This window comes from Pseudomonas sp. WS 5412, from assembly GCF_012985615.1.
GTDB lineage: Bacteria > Pseudomonadota > Gammaproteobacteria > Pseudomonadales > Pseudomonadaceae > Aquipseudomonas > Aquipseudomonas shahriarae.
Window position 1 is genome coordinate 267,557 of sequence record NZ_JAARMB010000002.1, and the last position, 15,973, is coordinate 283,529.

Annotated in this window: 12 protein-coding genes; all 12 read right to left on the minus strand. The window is 55.2% G+C overall.

Translation table 11 applies throughout. From position 1 onward, the window contains the following. Positions 1 to 2 precede the first annotated feature (2 nt). Entirely contained in the window at positions 3 to 539 is a 537-nt protein-coding gene (gene tssJ / locus HBR94_RS04180) for a type VI secretion system lipoprotein TssJ (RefSeq protein ID WP_170044226.1), read from the minus strand. Further along, the gene (gene tssG / locus HBR94_RS04185; RefSeq protein ID WP_170044227.1) at positions 520 to 1,617 is read right to left on the minus strand and encodes a type VI secretion system baseplate subunit TssG; all 1,098 of its coding nucleotides are present in this window, start codon (positions 1,615 to 1,617) and stop codon (positions 520 to 522) included. The genes tssJ and tssG overlap by 20 nt, the downstream gene beginning before the upstream one ends. Beyond that, the gene (gene tssF, locus HBR94_RS04190) at positions 1,581 to 3,350 is read right to left on the minus strand and encodes a type VI secretion system baseplate subunit TssF (protein ID WP_170044228.1); all 1,770 of its coding nucleotides are present in this window, start codon (positions 3,348 to 3,350) and stop codon (positions 1,581 to 1,583) included. Before tssF ends, tssG begins: the two co-directional genes overlap by 37 nt. 24 nt (positions 3,351 to 3,374) lie before the next feature. Further along, complete coding sequence (gene tssA, locus HBR94_RS04195; RefSeq protein WP_170044229.1) at positions 3,375 to 4,958, minus strand: type VI secretion system protein TssA; 1,584 nt, start codon at positions 4,956 to 4,958, stop codon at positions 3,375 to 3,377. Next, positions 4,955 to 8,314 (minus strand): ImcF-related family protein, encoded by a 3,360-nt coding sequence (locus HBR94_RS04200; RefSeq protein ID WP_170044230.1) that lies wholly within the window; start codon positions 8,312 to 8,314, stop codon positions 4,955 to 4,957. Before HBR94_RS04200 ends, tssA begins: the two co-directional genes overlap by 4 nt. A 28-nt stretch (positions 8,315 to 8,342) precedes the next feature. Further along, on the minus strand, positions 8,343 to 9,464 hold the full coding sequence (locus HBR94_RS04205; RefSeq protein WP_170044231.1) for a hypothetical protein: 1,122 nt from the start codon (positions 9,462 to 9,464) through the stop codon (positions 8,343 to 8,345). A 73-nt stretch (positions 9,465 to 9,537) separates the two neighbouring features. Then, entirely contained in the window at positions 9,538 to 9,801 is a 264-nt protein-coding gene (locus tag HBR94_RS04210; protein ID WP_170044232.1) for a PAAR domain-containing protein, read from the minus strand. A gap of 34 nt (positions 9,802 to 9,835) precedes the next feature. Continuing rightward, positions 9,836 to 10,534, minus strand: coding sequence for a DUF3592 domain-containing protein (locus HBR94_RS04215; protein WP_170044233.1), 699 nt, complete (start codon positions 10,532 to 10,534; stop codon positions 9,836 to 9,838). A gap of 107 nt (positions 10,535 to 10,641) precedes the next feature. Beyond that, positions 10,642 to 11,595 (minus strand): SUMF1/EgtB/PvdO family nonheme iron enzyme, encoded by a 954-nt coding sequence (locus HBR94_RS04220; protein ID WP_170044234.1) that lies wholly within the window; start codon positions 11,593 to 11,595, stop codon positions 10,642 to 10,644. A 10-nt stretch (positions 11,596 to 11,605) separates the two neighbouring features. After that, a complete protein-coding gene (locus HBR94_RS04225) occupies positions 11,606 to 12,634 on the minus strand; it encodes a formylglycine-generating enzyme family protein (RefSeq protein ID WP_170044235.1) in 1,029 nt (342 codons plus the stop codon). 10 nt (positions 12,635 to 12,644) lie between these two features. Further along, complete coding sequence (locus HBR94_RS04230) at positions 12,645 to 13,655, minus strand: SUMF1/EgtB/PvdO family nonheme iron enzyme (protein WP_170044236.1); 1,011 nt, start codon at positions 13,653 to 13,655, stop codon at positions 12,645 to 12,647. A gap of 14 nt (positions 13,656 to 13,669) precedes the next feature. After that, positions 13,670 to 15,958: an ATPase gene (locus tag HBR94_RS04235; protein WP_170044237.1), complete on the minus strand. Its 2,289-nt coding sequence runs from the start codon at positions 15,956 to 15,958 to the stop codon at positions 13,670 to 13,672. Between the last annotated feature and the right edge of the window lie 15 nt (positions 15,959 to 15,973).

Below are 15,973 nucleotides of genomic sequence, written 5' to 3' on the forward strand. Positions count from 1 at the left end.
GTTTACTCCTTCGCCAACGGTTGCAGGGTCAGTTGGTTGTTTCCCAGTTCAATGACCCGAGCGCGGTCCGGGTCCAGGTCATCGCGAGTCAATGTAAGGCGCCAGGTGTTTTTCTGCGTGTCGGGCGTACGGAACAACGCCACCACCGTGACGAACTGAGCGTCCTTGTTCAGTGGCACGTCCAGTTGGGCACCTTCTCCGGGTTTGACTATCGTGGCTTGCTGGTCCAACAGATCAGTGCGCAACAGGTTGTCAGCATCGTTCAGCACATTGTCATAGGTTGCCTTGTCCACGATTTTGCTGTCGCGCAATTGATACACCCGCACGACGGTGGGCACCGACAAACCCGTCATGTCTGTCATGTCCGTGTTCAGCGCCGGTCTGCCGGTAAAGTCCAGGTGCAGGGTTTTGACTTGCTTGTAGAAAATCGCCTTGGCCGTGGACGTGGTGGCGTCGGTCACGGTCTGGGTCAGCCCACACCCGCTTAGCAGAGCACCCAGCGCTGCCACCTTGCATAGATTAAAAACGGTACGCGACATGCTGTGCCTCTCTGTACTGGGGGTTGCCGTGCAGGCCCTGGTATCGGCCCAGGTTTATCGTGATGGTGTCGTCTGCGCCAACCTGCCAGGCCTCGCTGCCCAGGCCCAACACACCGGTCATGCCCAAGAGCACTGGTGCGCCGCCGAGCACGGGTTTGGGCAGGCTGTGTATTGGCAGCGACAACTGCAGTTTTGCAGTGCAGCGCCAGCCGAGGTACACCCGCAACAGCACCAATAGATCGTTGTGCAACTGGTTGCCCGGGAGCCAGCCACGTGCTTCGTCCGGGTTCTCGGTGAACAGCGCGAGGCGCAACTGACTGTTAGCATCAAAGCCGACGCTGCCCAATGGCGTACCCTGGGACAAGCTCACCGGATGAGTCATGGACAAACTGGCCGGTTGCGCCAGAGGTACTTTCTGCGGCCAGTGCGGCGTCACCTGAGCCTGCGTATTGGGGGCCAGCAGTTTGACCAGCGCGGTGATGCCTTCGGCATTGCGTGTCGGCAGGCGCATCACGCTGAGTAATGCCAGGAAACGCGATATAGGCGTAGCGATCTGCTGGGCCGTGCCGGGAATGCCCAGACCGATCAGCCCCAGCAGGCATTGTGAGGTGGCATCGTTACCACCGGCCTCAAACGTTGCCGGATAGGAGTACTTGCGCCAAATGCGATAGAACTGCGTGAAGATCCGATGATTGAATATATCCAGGAACGCTTCCAGCGCCTCATGCCCCTCGCGGCGCTGGGCGATATCGTCCAAGAAGGTGGTCGGCATCGGCGAATCGACGCCATATAGGCCGAGCAACCGGGTGCGTACCGTGGCCGGACGTTCAGGATGGTCCTCGTCCGTTTCGATGGCCTTCAACTCCCCCACAGGAAACCCCATGCCAGGGTCGGGCCGAAAGCGCACTGGGTCATCCGCCGGGTGCGCGGTGCTACCCAAGGGAGGGTGATTGGGCAAGGCCTGTTCCAGCAACTGACAGAAACGGTAGAGGTTGGCCTCGGCAACCCGCCCATCCAGCGCTTGGAGTAAACCAGCGGCTTTCAGCCGGGAATACGCTGACTGTGGTTCTCGTTCCATCGCAGGCACTTTCCAGTAGGTTGCAGGATCAGCGTGAGCTGGTTGAACAAATGAATGTCGGCATACAAGCCAAAGAAGCGATGGAGCATCTCGCCAAACAGGCTGATATCGCCCTCCCCTGAAAAGCCACTGGCATCCAGGGTGATTTCGATATCCACGCCACGCAGCAAGAAGCCTTTTTCGAAGCGCTGAACCAGATGATGGCGAACCTCGACAATCGCCTCCAGGCGACGTCGATTCAGTTCGCTTGCGGTCCAGTCATACAGCGCCAAGGTGCCGCGTAGCACTTCCGCGCTGTCGAGCATCGGCAAAAAGTTCGAACCCAAATGGCTGAGCACCCGCCAATGAAAACGATCACGGTTCGGCGGGTACTGCGGCAAACTCGGCGCGCACAGGTTGCGCACGCGTAAACCGGCTTGGGTGGATTGCACCACGGTATCGAGCAAGGTGCTTTGCAGCGCTTTACGCGGTAGCAAGCCATTAGTACCGGTCAGGCGCAGTGATAGGCTTTCGCTGTCGCGCAACCGGTCCTTGTCAAAGCCGTCGCCCCCCAGAATCAGCCAGGTGTCATGCAAACCCTTGGCAGAGCGCTTCAAACGGGTGTGGAAATACCGCTCCGGCGCGTCGTCGCGCAGCATGCCGCCCTTGTGACGAAAACTGGTGAACGGCACATAGTCCTGGCGCACGGCGTTTTTGGACGAGGTGACTTGGTCGACCGAGTAGATCTCGGTGTGGCCATCCTGCAAACGCATGGGCCGCAGCAGGTAGTCGGTTTGCAACGGCGCCAGGGTCAGCGGGTCGGCCTCCAGCGGGAACAGGTTGATCACAGGCACCGTATGCAGACGGATGTGTTCGCTGCTCAAGCTGAATTCGTGCGGCCATGCTTCGCGCAATACCACATCCAGTTCGAACCAGGGTGTACCCGAGGTGAGGCTCAGTTGCTCCAGGCCACAGAGGGTCACAAACATAAATTTTTCGCGAAAGGTGAAGTACTCCAACAGCAACTGATAGCCGCTGAATGCACTGTCACCCTTGGGCCACAAACGATCTTCGTCGGCGAAACCCTTGGGGGCGAAATGGCCCTCCAACGTCTGGCTCTGCTGCTGTCCCGGCAAGCGTACGTACAGTGCCTGAGTGTTGAGGGTCAGCGCTTGGTGCAAGGCACTGGCCAGCGGCGCGTCGGCATTGAGGTACAACGGCAAACGGCTGAGGTCGATCTGGCTCCAGTCCGTCAACGCGCCACAAGCGAAACGCAGGCGCAGCAGCGAGCGCCCATCCGGCTCGTAGGCGAGCCGCACCGACTCCAGGGCCAGCGGCTGCAGCGTCAGGTCTTGGGTGGTGGTGTAGCGGCAGCGGGTGCGCTGCGGGCCGATGGGTTGGGACAGCACCTCAAAGCCCTTGGCGATGGCTTCGCTGCGCTTCATCTGCGCAAGCTCGGGCACCAGTTCGATGATCGACAGCGAGGGAATCGTGCGTAAGTAATGCGGCCATAGCAGGCTGACCAAGCCTTCGGTCAGCTCCGGCAGGTCATCGTCGAGCTTCTCGCGCAGCCGGCCCATCAAGAAGGCAAACCCCTCAAACAAGCGCTCCACATACGGGTCTTGCGCGCCTGGCTTGTCCAGGTTGAGCTGGGCGGCGCGATCCGGAAAGGCTTCGGCGAACTCCTTGCCGGCTTCGCGCAGGTAACGCATTTCGGCGTCAAAGTAGCGCAGTGTTAAATTGTCCAAGCTCACAGATAGATTCCTGATGAATGAGGGTTAACCGCAGAGCACGGCGGCGCGTACCGGATCAATCGCCACCAACGCCGCCAGCAATGCCTCGTTGCGTCGCGCCAAAGTGGGTTTGTCGGCATCGTTGCGCTGTGCTTTCAAACGCAACAGCTTGAGCAGGCGAGCCTTGACCTCGAAGTTCAATTCCGGCTCCCACATTGCCAAGGCGTGCAGTTGCGCAGTCGTGTCCAGCTCGCCCAGCAAGTGCACGGCCAGGTCGCTCTTGCCGTACTGCTCGGCGACTCGCGCCATCAGCAAACGCAACAGCCAGCGCTGACGCCCGCTGTGCACGCCCGGCCGCGCCGCCAACCAGGCCAGCGCGACTTCCACGCCATCACTGTCGGCCTGGGCCAGGGCTTCGCCTTCCAGCGACAGAATCTCGGCATCACCGGTGGTCAGCACCGCCTTGGGTGCCGGCAGCCATTGCTGCGCACGATTGCCGCTGACGTGCTGGGTGATCCAGTCACGGGTGGTCTCATCGGCGAAGGGGCTGCCGTCGCTCCAATGCAACAATTCCAGGCCCGGCAAGCGTTCAAGAAACATGCCCAGGTCACGCTTGACGATGTCGGCCCAACCGTCTTGCGGCGCCGGTTGTTTACTCAGTGCCTGGTAGAGGTACCACTGCAAATCCAGCCAGAAATGGTTCACCCCTTCGGCGTACACCCGCTCGACCTGATCGAGCAATTCGGTCCAGCTCTGTTGCAAGTACAGGCGCTTGAGTTGTGCCCGATAATCGCCACGGGGCGAGGCCAGGCGCGTGTTGCCGCTGGCTTCCTCGGGCGGTGCCTGGTGCACGGTGTCCCAGCGCAAACTCTTCATCAGCCGATGAGCCGCCAGCCAGCCTTGGGGCTGTTCACGCAAATAGCTCGCCAGCGCCCGGCCGTTGTCCAGCAGGTCGCGCCCGGACTTGATCGCCGTGGCAGTGGGCGCCGCCTGCACGTTTGCGTCGTGACTGGCACTGTGCTGCAGCACCAGCGCATCTACGCCGCCAGACTGCGTCAACCGAGCGGACAACGCGCCATACAGCGCCCCCAGCGCCGGGCGTTGGTCCTGCGCCCAGGCTTCAAGCCCGCGCTCCAGCCAAGCCAGCGCGGCGACTGTGCGCTCCGCTTCGCTGCGCACCACTTCCGGGTACAGCGACAAGCTGTCCAGCACCTTGCTGCTGGCCAGCCACTCCAAGGCCATCTTGCGGCTATTGGGCCGGGCCGGCAGGATGTCGACGGCGTAACGCTCCACCAGCGCGGCCAACAACGTCAGCCCATCGGCCAGCCCTGCCTCACCGTCCATCTGCAAACGCGCCCACAAGTAATACGTGGCCACGCGCAAATCCTTGCAGGTGTGGGTCAGCAGTTTTTCTGCCATCTGCACCACCCGCTCGGCATCCGCCCCAGACAGTTTGTTGACCTCCTCGCGCATGCGCTGAAAGTCATCGTCATAACCTGGGTCTTCGCCCACGGGAGAATCTGTGCTGATCGGTTGCAGCCACGGTTGCCAGCGCTCGGCCTGGCTGCGGCCCAGGGTCAGGGCGTCGCGCTTGCCCAGGCAATTATTGATTAAGGTGCGCAGGCTCATTCGAAACTCCCGTTTTTTGCATAGGGCTCGTCTGCGGCGCCCTCCCCCAGAAATATCTGCTGCGGCAAGGTGAAGTCGCGCAGTTGCAGCAACGCCAACGGCCCCGCGCCCAGTTCGGTGCGCAGGTTCCAGGTCAGGTTCGCGCCATCGGGCGCCTTGAGGACCATGCGGTAGTGGCTGTCGCCATCATCCAGCGGCGTGATTTGGGCTTTTTCCAGCAGGCGGATCAGGCCCCAAGTGCCCTGGAAGTCACCGAACAAACGCTCGCCCGTGTTGATGCTGGTCCAGCTCAGGCTGGCGCCCGGGTGGTCGCTGCGGCCCGGCCAGTTGAAGCGCTGCCAGATTTCACGCTGGTTGAAATACTGGTGCTGTTCGCCATTGAGCACGAAGGTAGTTTGCACCACATCACGCACCGGTTTGCCTTGCAGCTCAAAACTCAAGCCCATGCCGCCGTCGGTGTAGATCACATCGGCCAACTGGCTGAGTTGGTTGATGGCCGCCAGGAACTGCGGGTTGAAACGCAACCCCTGGCTGTGACGCGGATCGGCCACCCAGCGGCTGCCTTCCTTGCGCAATACGCCGCTCAGTTGGCGTTGCAAAAACTGCTCGATGCGCCCGGAGTCGGCGCGGATCATCTGCCCCAGCATCGGCAACGAGGCGTCGCTGGCGGTGTCTGAAAACGGGTAACGACCGGCGAAGGCTCCTTGCCAGTCGGTGACCACTGCCCGCTGCCATTGATTGTTGAGCCCCGCCGCTGACGGTTGCAGCACCCGTTGCCAGGCTTGCTGCAGCGGCTGCACGAACAGCGTCTGGCCGACGCCCCCCCACTCCGCGCCCAGGCTGGCGGCAATCAGGCTGCCGTAAGACTGGGTGTCTGTCAGGTCTACGCTTTTGCCCTGGAATACGGTCTGCGCCAGGGCCTGGGTCATTTCTTGCGGGTCGGGGGCATTGCTCACTTGCTGCAATTTCAACCGTACCCGCGTGACCCGAGTGAGAAACGCTTGCAGGCTCAACCGGTCGTTATCAGCCTTGCCCTCCGGGTCTTTGCCCAGCAACGTCAACAGTGGACCGAAAGTGGCATCCAGCGGGCTGCGCGGCGCGTGGGTTTGCTGGTCGATCACCGGCACCTTGTCCTGGTCGATCAGCTTTTGCGCGGACTTGATCAGCGAGTCGGCCAATGCCTGCGTGCGCGTGCCGGCTTGGCCCTGATAGGCCAGGGTGTTCATCAGTGCGATCAACGGCGACTGGCGCACATCAGTCATCAGGGTCAACTGGTCGATCACATCGGGCAGGCTGTCGGTCTGATACCAGCGCAAGGTGTTGAGAAAATCCAGCCAGGCATTGGCGTAGTCCAGAAAGTAGCGCTCGGTGAGACGCTCCTTGAGCACCTCCGGCGTCAACTCGGCGGCGATGTCGGTTTGCTTGTCGCTGAGCACCCAGTCGATTTCTTCGCGACGCGCCTCGGCGATGTCGTCGATGGCCTGGCGCACCTGGCCTTCCCACGCTTGGCGGGTGAACACGCCCGGCACGCTGGCTTCGGTGTAGAACAGTGACAAAGCGTCGGTTTCACCGACCATGTTTTGCACACCCATGTCGGGGTATTGGTTAGCGGCCAGGTCGAGGACTTGCTGGTACAGGCTGGTCTCGGCATTACGCTGGCCCAACTGACCGAGCAGCACTTGCCGGGTCAGCGCCACCAGCGTCGGATCAGCCTTGATGGCCCAGTCCGGATGCGCCGCCAGGTGCTCGCCATAGAACTGCCACAACGTTGGCGACAAGCCTTGCCACAGCCCCGGCGATACGCCTGCGCGCGACGGTTCGGCGTTGGTCAAGGCTTTGGTAAGAAAGTCCGCATTGACTTTTTGCGGGCGCGCCAGCATCAGGTAAGCCTTCAATTGCTCGTAGGCACTCTGAGCGCGCTCGGCCCGTTGCTCGCTGCCCGGTGGCAGGCTGATCAAAGCGTTGAGCTGGCGCTGCAAATTGGCCGCCGCCGGGTCACGTATCAAGCGGTTGTTGGCTTCGACATAACGCGGCCACACCACATCGAGCAAGTCCGGGTTCTGGTTCAAACCGAAACGCTGATACCAAGGCACGCCGTGCTCGGCGCGATAATCCAGGCGCGCGAGTTCACGCACCAGATCATTGAGTGCATTGAGTTGCACATCGCCGTTACCCGGTTGCTCCAAAGCCGCCAACGAGGCCTGCACCTGGGCAATCTGCACCCGGTTGCTGACAAACGACAGCAACAAACCGGCGCCCCACAGCGTCGCCAGCCCCAGCATTAAGACATAGGCGACACGCGGAACACTCCAGCCCAACCGACGGCCACTGGCTTTATCGTCAAGCACGCCATGCCACACCGGGGCGGCCGGCCAAACATGGTTAGCATCACCCTGAGCCCCCTGCACCGGCAGGCTGAACCACAACCCGCGCAACGGCACGCCACGGGAAAACTCACCGGCCAGAGGGGCCAGCGTGTGACGCCAAAGAGCAATGCCCTCACCCTTTAAATCCCGCGACAGGCGCAGCAGGAAGTCATGGCTCATCGCACCATTCATCTGCGCCAGGCCCTCACGGCGCAACGGCTCCAGCAAACGCGACAGAGAGGTTTCCAACGCCGCCGCCGTTAACCGTGCAGGCAACAAGCAGCCGACCGGCCGTGCCTTGCGAGTGGCCTGAGACCATGTGCTGTCGCAGACCTGCCACAGGTGCAACGGCAACTGCCAGCTCAGGCTGCGGGCCAGGCGCTGCAACTGACGAATACCCGCCGCTATGGCGGCATCATCGGCGGCCTGGGTGTTGTTCAGCGCCCAGACCACGCCGTCCAATGCACGCCAGCGGCTTAGGCCAGCCCATTGTGTAGGGAATGATTGGTCCAGCGTCGACTGGGCACTGCCGCCCCACAAGAGCACGGTGCCTTGACCTTCCAGCCAGCGTTTATCGGCCAGGGTCGGGGCGATGGCTTCGATTTGCGCGGGTTCGCCGAGAACCAGTAGGAGGCGGACTTTGCGGCGCCAGAAAAGGCCGTGGCGGTCGCGCAGGTGGGCTTTCAAACGAGCAACTGCCGTAGGTTCCTCACCCTTGGAACCAGATTCGTTGTGAGGCACATCAAAACTACGAAGGCCAAGCTTTGCCCCCCAGCGAGAGGCAAACGCCATCGCCCCCAATGTCTTGTTAACCAGGCCACCAAGACCATCAAGGAACAGGAACACTAAGCAAGCAATCAACAGTCCGGCCGACAGCTGCAATCTCTGGGCCTCATTTTTTGCATGAAGAACCGGGTTATCGATCCAGATCAAAGACCCGCCGACCACCAGCAAGCAAAGGATCACAATCCAGACACTAAATCTCTTCATTTTGACGACTATCCTTATCTCGAGATCATCAAGCAGGCTGGGCAACGAAAACCTGCGCAGAGGCGTCCTGCAGAATTACCACCTGAGCTTGACGATCCACACTGGCTTGTTCACAGGCAAGTAGCAGGGCAACGTTACCCACCGCACATCCCGGCAAGCCAAATGAGTTATCCAGCGATTGGTATTTGGCAACATCGAAGGGGTAGCCGGCCGCACTCAAAGCAATGCTTACATCACGTAGAACATCAAAGGGAATTTGGGTGAGCCAGGTAAAGTACTCGCTGTTTCCCGGCGGAATGCCTCCCCAAAAGAAGGCATCCTGTAACGCACAGGCCGGGTCAGCGATTCGTACCGGGCGGTGGATCCAAGCCATCGGTGCGACTTTCTGAGCGGCACCCTCATCAGGAACCGCCAACAACACCGCTGATACCGATTCAGCGTGTTCGGCAACTGGCTCCACGAACAGATTAATTTCCAGCGACAGCAAGAGCCGATGCTGCCCTGGATCATCCAGCCATGTGTCAAGCCAGATCAGGCCGTCATCCTGGGTTGCAAAAAGCACTTGATCATCTGCCTTCTCGCGACGCCGAGCCGAGCGCCACAACGACAAGACCTCCTCATCACCCAGCACCTGGTTGTGGCGGATACGAACGCATAGAGGCAAGCTGCACGCATAGCGCTGCAAGTCCGAGTCAAGACCCGTCAACAGTTGTTGCATGCACATCGCCAAACGTTGCGCATACTCTTCCTGCGTATGACGCAGTGCCTGAGGCGCCAATTGGCTCAAACGCATCGTCTGGCCCATGGACTCCAGATAAACCGGTTGCAGTGGTTTGCTACCACGCCGAAGTGCTTGGGCTATTTGATTGTTCCCAGCCCCGGTGCAATAAGCGCTGGCCAATAAAGCAACCGCGCGCCGCCCTTGCCGAATCAGCACCTGCTCTTGCTCTTCGCGGCTTTGGTTCCAGCTTTGTGTGTAGTCACCTCGCCGTTCATAGGCCAAGAGACGCAAGGCGTAGACCACCAGTCCTGCTATCAAAGGAAGCACTACTACGCAACACCAGAACCATAGCGACATTCGCCAATGGCTCTGCGGCCACAGCAATACAATCAAAGCACCTACCAGCATCGAGCAAAGCAACACAATCAAGCACCAGCGCCCGTGACGGGGGGGACGAGGTAGCGGCAATTTCGCCGGTAAGGTCCTTAAGTCAACAGGCACGTCATAGCCTCCCGGCTTGAGGCAGTGAAGTGATCAACGTACAGCCACAGGCACAACGATGCCCGTGCAGGGCAATAGGTCGGCCCAGATACTCACTGCCGGCATCCCCTTCACGAATCTGGTTGCGGCCATGCCCAGGCAATGGGCAATAAACCTCATCACCCACACACGCCACTTCACGCCCCATGAACGTAAATTCCAGGGCGCCCGTCAGCACGTCACCACCCGAAGAAAGCTTGTCGCCGATACGAATGACGCCCCTCATAAAACCTCCACATCAGTGAACTATCGTTCTAGCCTTAATCAGCCAGTTTAGGAAGAAATGAAATGTCGACGTAATACTTCTTGGGATTATCTTTTTCGATAAGCACTTTGATCGCATCCTGCTCTATATACGGCGAAGGATCGAACCAGATATTTTCACTTTTAAATACGTGCAATTGGCGGCTTACTGGATTCAACCACTGGCATAAAATCACGAAAGGATTTTGGCCGTTCATGGAAAGACTCTGGTTAAGCTCAACAGCCTGAATCTGCGCTTCTACAGCAACACCACTGCGTTGCAAATAAGCTTTTTTTCGCCCCCTCAGCATGCCGAACAAGAAGATAATCGCACCAATAAAAGCAAACCCGGCGCCTAAAATAGCCATCAACAATGCCGCACCCCAAAGAGCAAAAAAGCTTTTAACTCTTGCATCTTTTACATCATGTGGTAGATACAAAACCTCCACAATCTTCCCTAATGGATAGGAAGACGCACTTCCCCCCGTAGAGGAAGTGAACTCGACTTCCTGGCCATCGGCATCGATAAATTTGACGACGGGGTGATAACTGACTGATTCACTACTTCTGCTTTGCACAAGGTCGATTATCGTACCCTGTGCGGAAACAGCATTGAGCAAAAAGTCACTCGTATTCTTATAGACAAATAGAGCGCTAATCAGCAACGCCACACCGACTATTGAGAATACATACTTAAAAACGGACAGCACTTTCATCACACTCTCCACTGAGGCATTTACCACATTAAAAGCAACGAATTAAATTCAAAGTCGTTACTTAATCGATTCCGAACTGTTTACGACACAGCGAGCTGTCTTAGAATTTAAAAATATCGACTCATCTTTTTCTGTATACCCATGTGGCTCAGCAGCGGTTCGCTGTACGTTGATTCCCCCCCCCACTTAGGATCAGCAAAACTCTGACCACGTACTACCTTTACATAACGACCAAAATAATCCTTGAAAACAGGGCTATCTGGCCCTTGAGGATCAACGACTGGGGAATGTTTGTAATAATCTGGGTCATACCAGTCCTTAACCCACTCCAAACCATTATCAGACATTGCATATAAGCCCAGGGGATTGGGCGGAAACCTGTCCACCGGCAATGGCGTTAAAGATCCTGTTTTCCAACCCATTTTTTTGGCAAAGATCTCTCTATCCACTGAGTTGGATATGTTGATGCCTCGCGGCCCATCATGTTCCGTAAAGCTCACATTCGTCGCCTTATAGCTTCCATCATCAGTAGCCACCATCAAAAATTGCCCACGACTGCGCGCGGCATATTCCCACTGGGCCTCGGTGGGCAGGTAAATAGGCAATTCAGTGACCCTCCCCAACCAAGTACAATATTGCTCAGCCTCATACCAGTCCATGTACGCCGGTATATTTTGCGTACTGCTTACTATCTTAAAACTAGAGCCCATGACATCTTCCCGCAGTTTCAACCCATTACGACTCAAGTAAAACTGATATTCTCGATTGGTGATCTTGAATCGACCGATTGAAAAATCGCTTAGTTCAACCTTGTGCACCGGCTTGCTGTCTTTATCTAAATCATAGGGCATTTTTTCTGGCCCGTATTCCGCACCATAATCTCCCATCAAAAACTCGCCACCCTCGACAAAAACCAGATCTCCTTTTACCTTTACAATGAACGCCCCCAACTCTTCATGGGATATTTTCTCAGCCTTAACATCCATAGAATTAAGTCCCTGATCACAGCCGCTTAAAGCCATCACCAAAAACAAAAGCGTTAGCCACTGTTTTCCGTTCATAAAAACCTGTTCAATTTACCGGCTCTGTCGCATTCACGACACAACGAGCTGTTTTATCAGAAATTATTAGCATATCCACTTCATTTACCGTGCTGTAGAGATACCCATCTGGACTTCTATAGCTTCGCTGCACATTCACTCCTCCTCCCCACCGAGGATCAGCATAATCAACACCCCGTAGTACCTTGGCGTATTTATTATTGGAGACAGGCCCCTTGAATACAGGTTTCTCCGGTCCTTGAGGATCGATCAGTGGTGAGTGTTTATAATATTCCGGATCATACCAATCCTTGACCCACTCCAAACCGTTATCAGACATTGCGTATAAACCCAAGGGATTGGGCGGAAACCTGTCCACCGGCAACGGTGTTAAAGACCCTGTTTTCCATCCCATTTGTTTGGCAAAGATTTCTCTATCCACTGAGTTGGATATGTTGATGCCTCGAGGCCCATCACTTTCCGTAAAGCTCACATTCGTCGCCTTATAGCTTCCATCATCAGTAGCCACCATCAAAAATTGCCCGCGACTGCGCGCGGCATATTCCCATTGGGCCTCAGTCGGGAGATAAAAAGGCAAGTCCGTGACTTTTGCTAACCAAGTGCAATATTTTTCAGCTTCATACCAGTCCATATGGGCTGGCATGTTCGGTACGCTGTTAATATTTTTCCATTTTTTTTGACTGCCTTTATTTACCTCCCTTAGCTTTAGCCCATTGTATTTTAAGTAAGTCTGATATTCTTGATTGGTGACCTTGAATCGACCGATGGAAAAACTACTTAGCTCAACTTTGTGCAATGGCTTGCTGTCTTTATCCAAATCATATGGCAGTCTTTCAGGGCCGTACTCTGCACCATAGTCCCCCATCAAAAACTCGCCACCCTTGACAAAAACAAGATCACCCTTTACATTTCCAATGAACGCACCCAACTCTTCATGGGATATCTTCGCAGCCTTAACATCCACAGAATCAAGTTCCTGATTACAACCGCTTAGAGCCATCACCAAATACAAGGACGTTAGCAGCTGTTTTCCCCTCATAAAATAAATCTCATTTTACTGGCTCCGCCGTGTTTACGACACAGCGCGCTGTCTTAGAATTTAAATATATCAAATCAGTTTTATCGATATACCCATGCGGCTCCGCAGCTGTTCGCTGCACATTGATTCCCCCACCCCACATAGGGTTAGCAAACTCCTGACCGCGCGCCACCTTTACATAGCGCACATAGCGATCCTTGAACACAGGGTTATCTGGCCCTTGAGGATCAATCATTGGTGATTTTCTATAATAATCCGGGTCATACCAATCCTTAACCCACTCCAAACCATTATCAGACATGGCATATAAGCCCAGCGGGTTGGGCGGAAATCTATCTACGGGTAAAGGTGTCAATGTGCCTGTTTTCCACCCCTTCTCCTTGGCAAAAGCTTTCCGATCCCAAGAACTCGAAATATTAATACCCCTTGGACCACTCTCCCATTCCCTCGTCACTGCATCATCAGTGGCCTTATAAGTTCCATCATCCGTGGCCACCATCAAAAATTGCCCGCGACTGCGCGCGGCATATTCCCACTGAGCCTCTGTTGGTAGGTGAAAAGGCAAGTCAGTAATCTTCGCCAACCAAGTGCAATACTTTTCAGCCTCATACCAGTCCATGTAAGCCGGTATATTTGGCGTACTGCTTACTGCTTTAAAACTAGAACCCGCCACATCCCCTCGCAACTCCAAACCATTACGACTTAAGTAAAACTGATACTCCTGATTGGTAATCTTGAATCGACTGATTGAAAAAACACTTAGTTTAACCTTGTGCACGGGCTTGCTATCTTTATCTAAATCATAGGGCATTTTTTCTGGCCCGTATTCCGCACCATAGTCCCCCATCAAGAACTCGCCACCCTCGACAAATACAAGATTTTCTTTCGCGGACTTAATAAACCCATCCATTTCCGCTGGCGAACTATTAACTCCAGAAATCCCTGCCGCTTTAGAGGCCTGATCACACCCAACTAGCGTTAAGACAAGAAGCAGACCAATTGTGGATCTCTTTGCACTCATGAAACCTCCCACCATCAAACCATCTGAATTGATTGCTCTTCACAAGGCCCAAATGTGCAGCGCTTTGGATAATGAGGATTAGGCACTCTATTAAGATCATAGTATTTTGTATTATTCATAGCCAAAGCATACCCCCAAGCGACGGTTTCTTTTAATCGATCATAGATAACCATCAGCTCGCCTTTCGCCTTATACAGTTCTTGATCCTGATTAATGCCCTCTTGAAGAAAGTTCACGAGGCGCTGCTCCTGCTGCTCAACCACAGTAAACTCGTTACCGTCTTCGGCCAGGCTTGTCCCATTCGCTGTCATCCGGCATAGCACCTTGCGCCACTCAGCTCGCGTCTGAATACTTTTGAGTACCCAGTTCACTGCTTCCTTACGCTCTTGATACAGATCGGGAATCCAACCCTTACCACGATTGTCGAAGTCAACGTGATCCCAAGTACCATGTCGAGTGAGCAAATAAATTAAAATTCCCTTAGCCTCAGGGGTATAGCACAACAATCTCTCCGGATGAGCATTAACACTTATAGCCAGTTGATTACGGCGGCGCGACGCATCCAGATTATTTTTATTTTCGCTTATTACACTATCTACAAACTCACCGAACCTTATAAAAACTTGCCCCATGCTTTGCCCGAGTTCATCGTAAGCCTCATAAATATTATCAACTGCACCTCCTATTTGCAAAATGCAATAATTGGTGTAGGTTTTAAAAGCATCCTCTTCCATCACATCAAAAAAACTATAATCCAACCGATACAGCTGATAAATCAGCCAAGCCCCGAACTCTACAATCGTCTTGGTACCCACCTCACAAACAAAACTACCTTTCGCCCCCGCCCCACAGCAAAGACTAGCGGCCACATGGAAGCAGAACTTGCCATTGATAAATGTACAAAAAAACTTCCCTCCTGCCCCCACCCCGAGCATGCCAGCAATACTGCCGCCGATACTGCAGAAGTCGGTGAATTCACCGCTGGATTTCAACAGGCCGGCGACACTGCCATTAACATCCGCAGGTTGCGTCGGTTTTAACCATTGCACCCCGCCTTTGAGGCTGCCTTCTGCACGTACGCCGGCAAAGGCTTCGCCGGAAAGTGTCAAACCTTCATCTTCGGCTTTCATTTGGTTGTAAAAGGCTGCGCCTTTGGTTCTTCTTTCCTGGAAGCGCGGTAATCGACCACCCGGTTGGCCCGCTACCAGTTGCTGATCGTCTTTTGTCACGACCTGCAGTTGCCCTTCGACCTGTACCGAAGCACCAATAAAGCCGTTCAATTCAGGGCTCAGGTAAAGGCGCAACATGCCCATGTCGAAGGTGTTGCCACTTGAGTTGGTGTAGGACAACGACCAACCCAGGCGATCCGGCACATAGGCGGTGAGATTCATCATTCCGGAGGCAACGGTCAATGTGGCTTTGGCTTCGCCTTTGAGCGCAACATTTCCCTTGCTCGGATCAAATTCGGCGCTGGCGCCGACATTGGACACGAACCGCATGAATTGCGCACCGCCGGAAATATCGACGTTGGCACCGAGTTCGCGCTGGCCCACGAGGCTTTTATTCCAGGCCTCAGCCCATTCAAACAAGGCGAAATCTTCATTCAGCGCCTCGGGGTCAAAATCCAGCCCGCTCCAACTGACAATATCCTTGAGTTCAAGCTTTAGCTTTGGCCCCTTCAGAGTACTCAGTTGTTTTTTGAGTTTCTGTGAATCGATTCGACGATTGCCGTGTTTATCTTTGCTGTAGATGCTGTTCTTAGCACCGTCCTTGTCACTGCCTTTCAAGGAAACCGTGTGAAGTTTTTTTCCCGACTTACTGTCACTAAAGTAGCCTTTCTTGACGTAGGCATAGCGAACAGGCTTGGAGCCGCGCTTTCGTTTTGCTCCTTGCCCCATGATGGGAATAAGTTCAACGACATCGTCGTATCTCATCCCTTTTTGGGAGAACGTGCCGAGTTTTTTCTGCAAAGCTTTCCTTTCTTCCTCCAGCTTAGTCTCCGCCGCAATTATTTTTTTGGTATAGGCGTCGGTTTCCAGCGATGAAAGCGCTGTAGTTGACGTCTTCGCTCCATAAGCCTCCAGGGCTGCGGAATAAGCCTCCTTGGCCAGATGAAACTCATTGACACGCGTCATCATGCTTTGCCAGTGGTTCTCAAACTCTCCGGCGTCGCTGTCCGCAATAAATACCAACTCTTCTGTCTCGGGGCAGAAATAACACTGGGCCGACTGGTGGTGTGCCACCACCGTGGAGTCCTGTTTGCTGATCTGGTTTTCAGCGACATGCGCATTGGCTTCAGTCATGTTCGTGGACTCCAC

Bases quoted from the DNA above. Each gene is read 5' to 3' on its own strand.
- HBR94_RS04200 (WP_170044230.1), bottom strand. From the start codon at position 8,314: ATGAAGAGATTTAGTGTCTGGATTGTGATCCTTTGCTTGCTGGTGGTC.
- HBR94_RS04220 (WP_170044234.1), bottom strand. From the start codon at position 11,595: ATGAACGGAAAACAGTGGCTAACGCTTTTGTTTTTGGTGATGGCTTTA.
- HBR94_RS04235 (WP_170044237.1), bottom strand. From the start codon at position 15,958: ATGACTGAAGCCAATGCGCATGTCGCTGAAAACCAGATCAGCAAACAG.
- HBR94_RS04215 (WP_170044233.1), bottom strand. From the start codon at position 10,534: ATGAAAGTGCTGTCCGTTTTTAAGTATGTATTCTCAATAGTCGGTGTG.
- tssG (WP_170044227.1), bottom strand. From the start codon at position 1,617: ATGGAACGAGAACCACAGTCAGCGTATTCCCGGCTGAAAGCCGCTGGT.
- HBR94_RS04230 (WP_170044236.1), bottom strand. From the start codon at position 13,655: ATGAGTGCAAAGAGATCCACAATTGGTCTGCTTCTTGTCTTAACGCTA.
- tssJ (WP_170044226.1), bottom strand. From the start codon at position 539: ATGTCGCGTACCGTTTTTAATCTATGCAAGGTGGCAGCGCTGGGTGCT.
- HBR94_RS04225 (WP_170044235.1), bottom strand. From the start codon at position 12,634: ATGAGGGGAAAACAGCTGCTAACGTCCTTGTATTTGGTGATGGCTCTA.
- HBR94_RS04210 (WP_170044232.1), bottom strand. From the start codon at position 9,801: ATGAGGGGCGTCATTCGTATCGGCGACAAGCTTTCTTCGGGTGGTGAC.
- tssA (WP_170044229.1), bottom strand. From the start codon at position 4,958: ATGAGCCTGCGCACCTTAATCAATAATTGCCTGGGCAAGCGCGACGCC.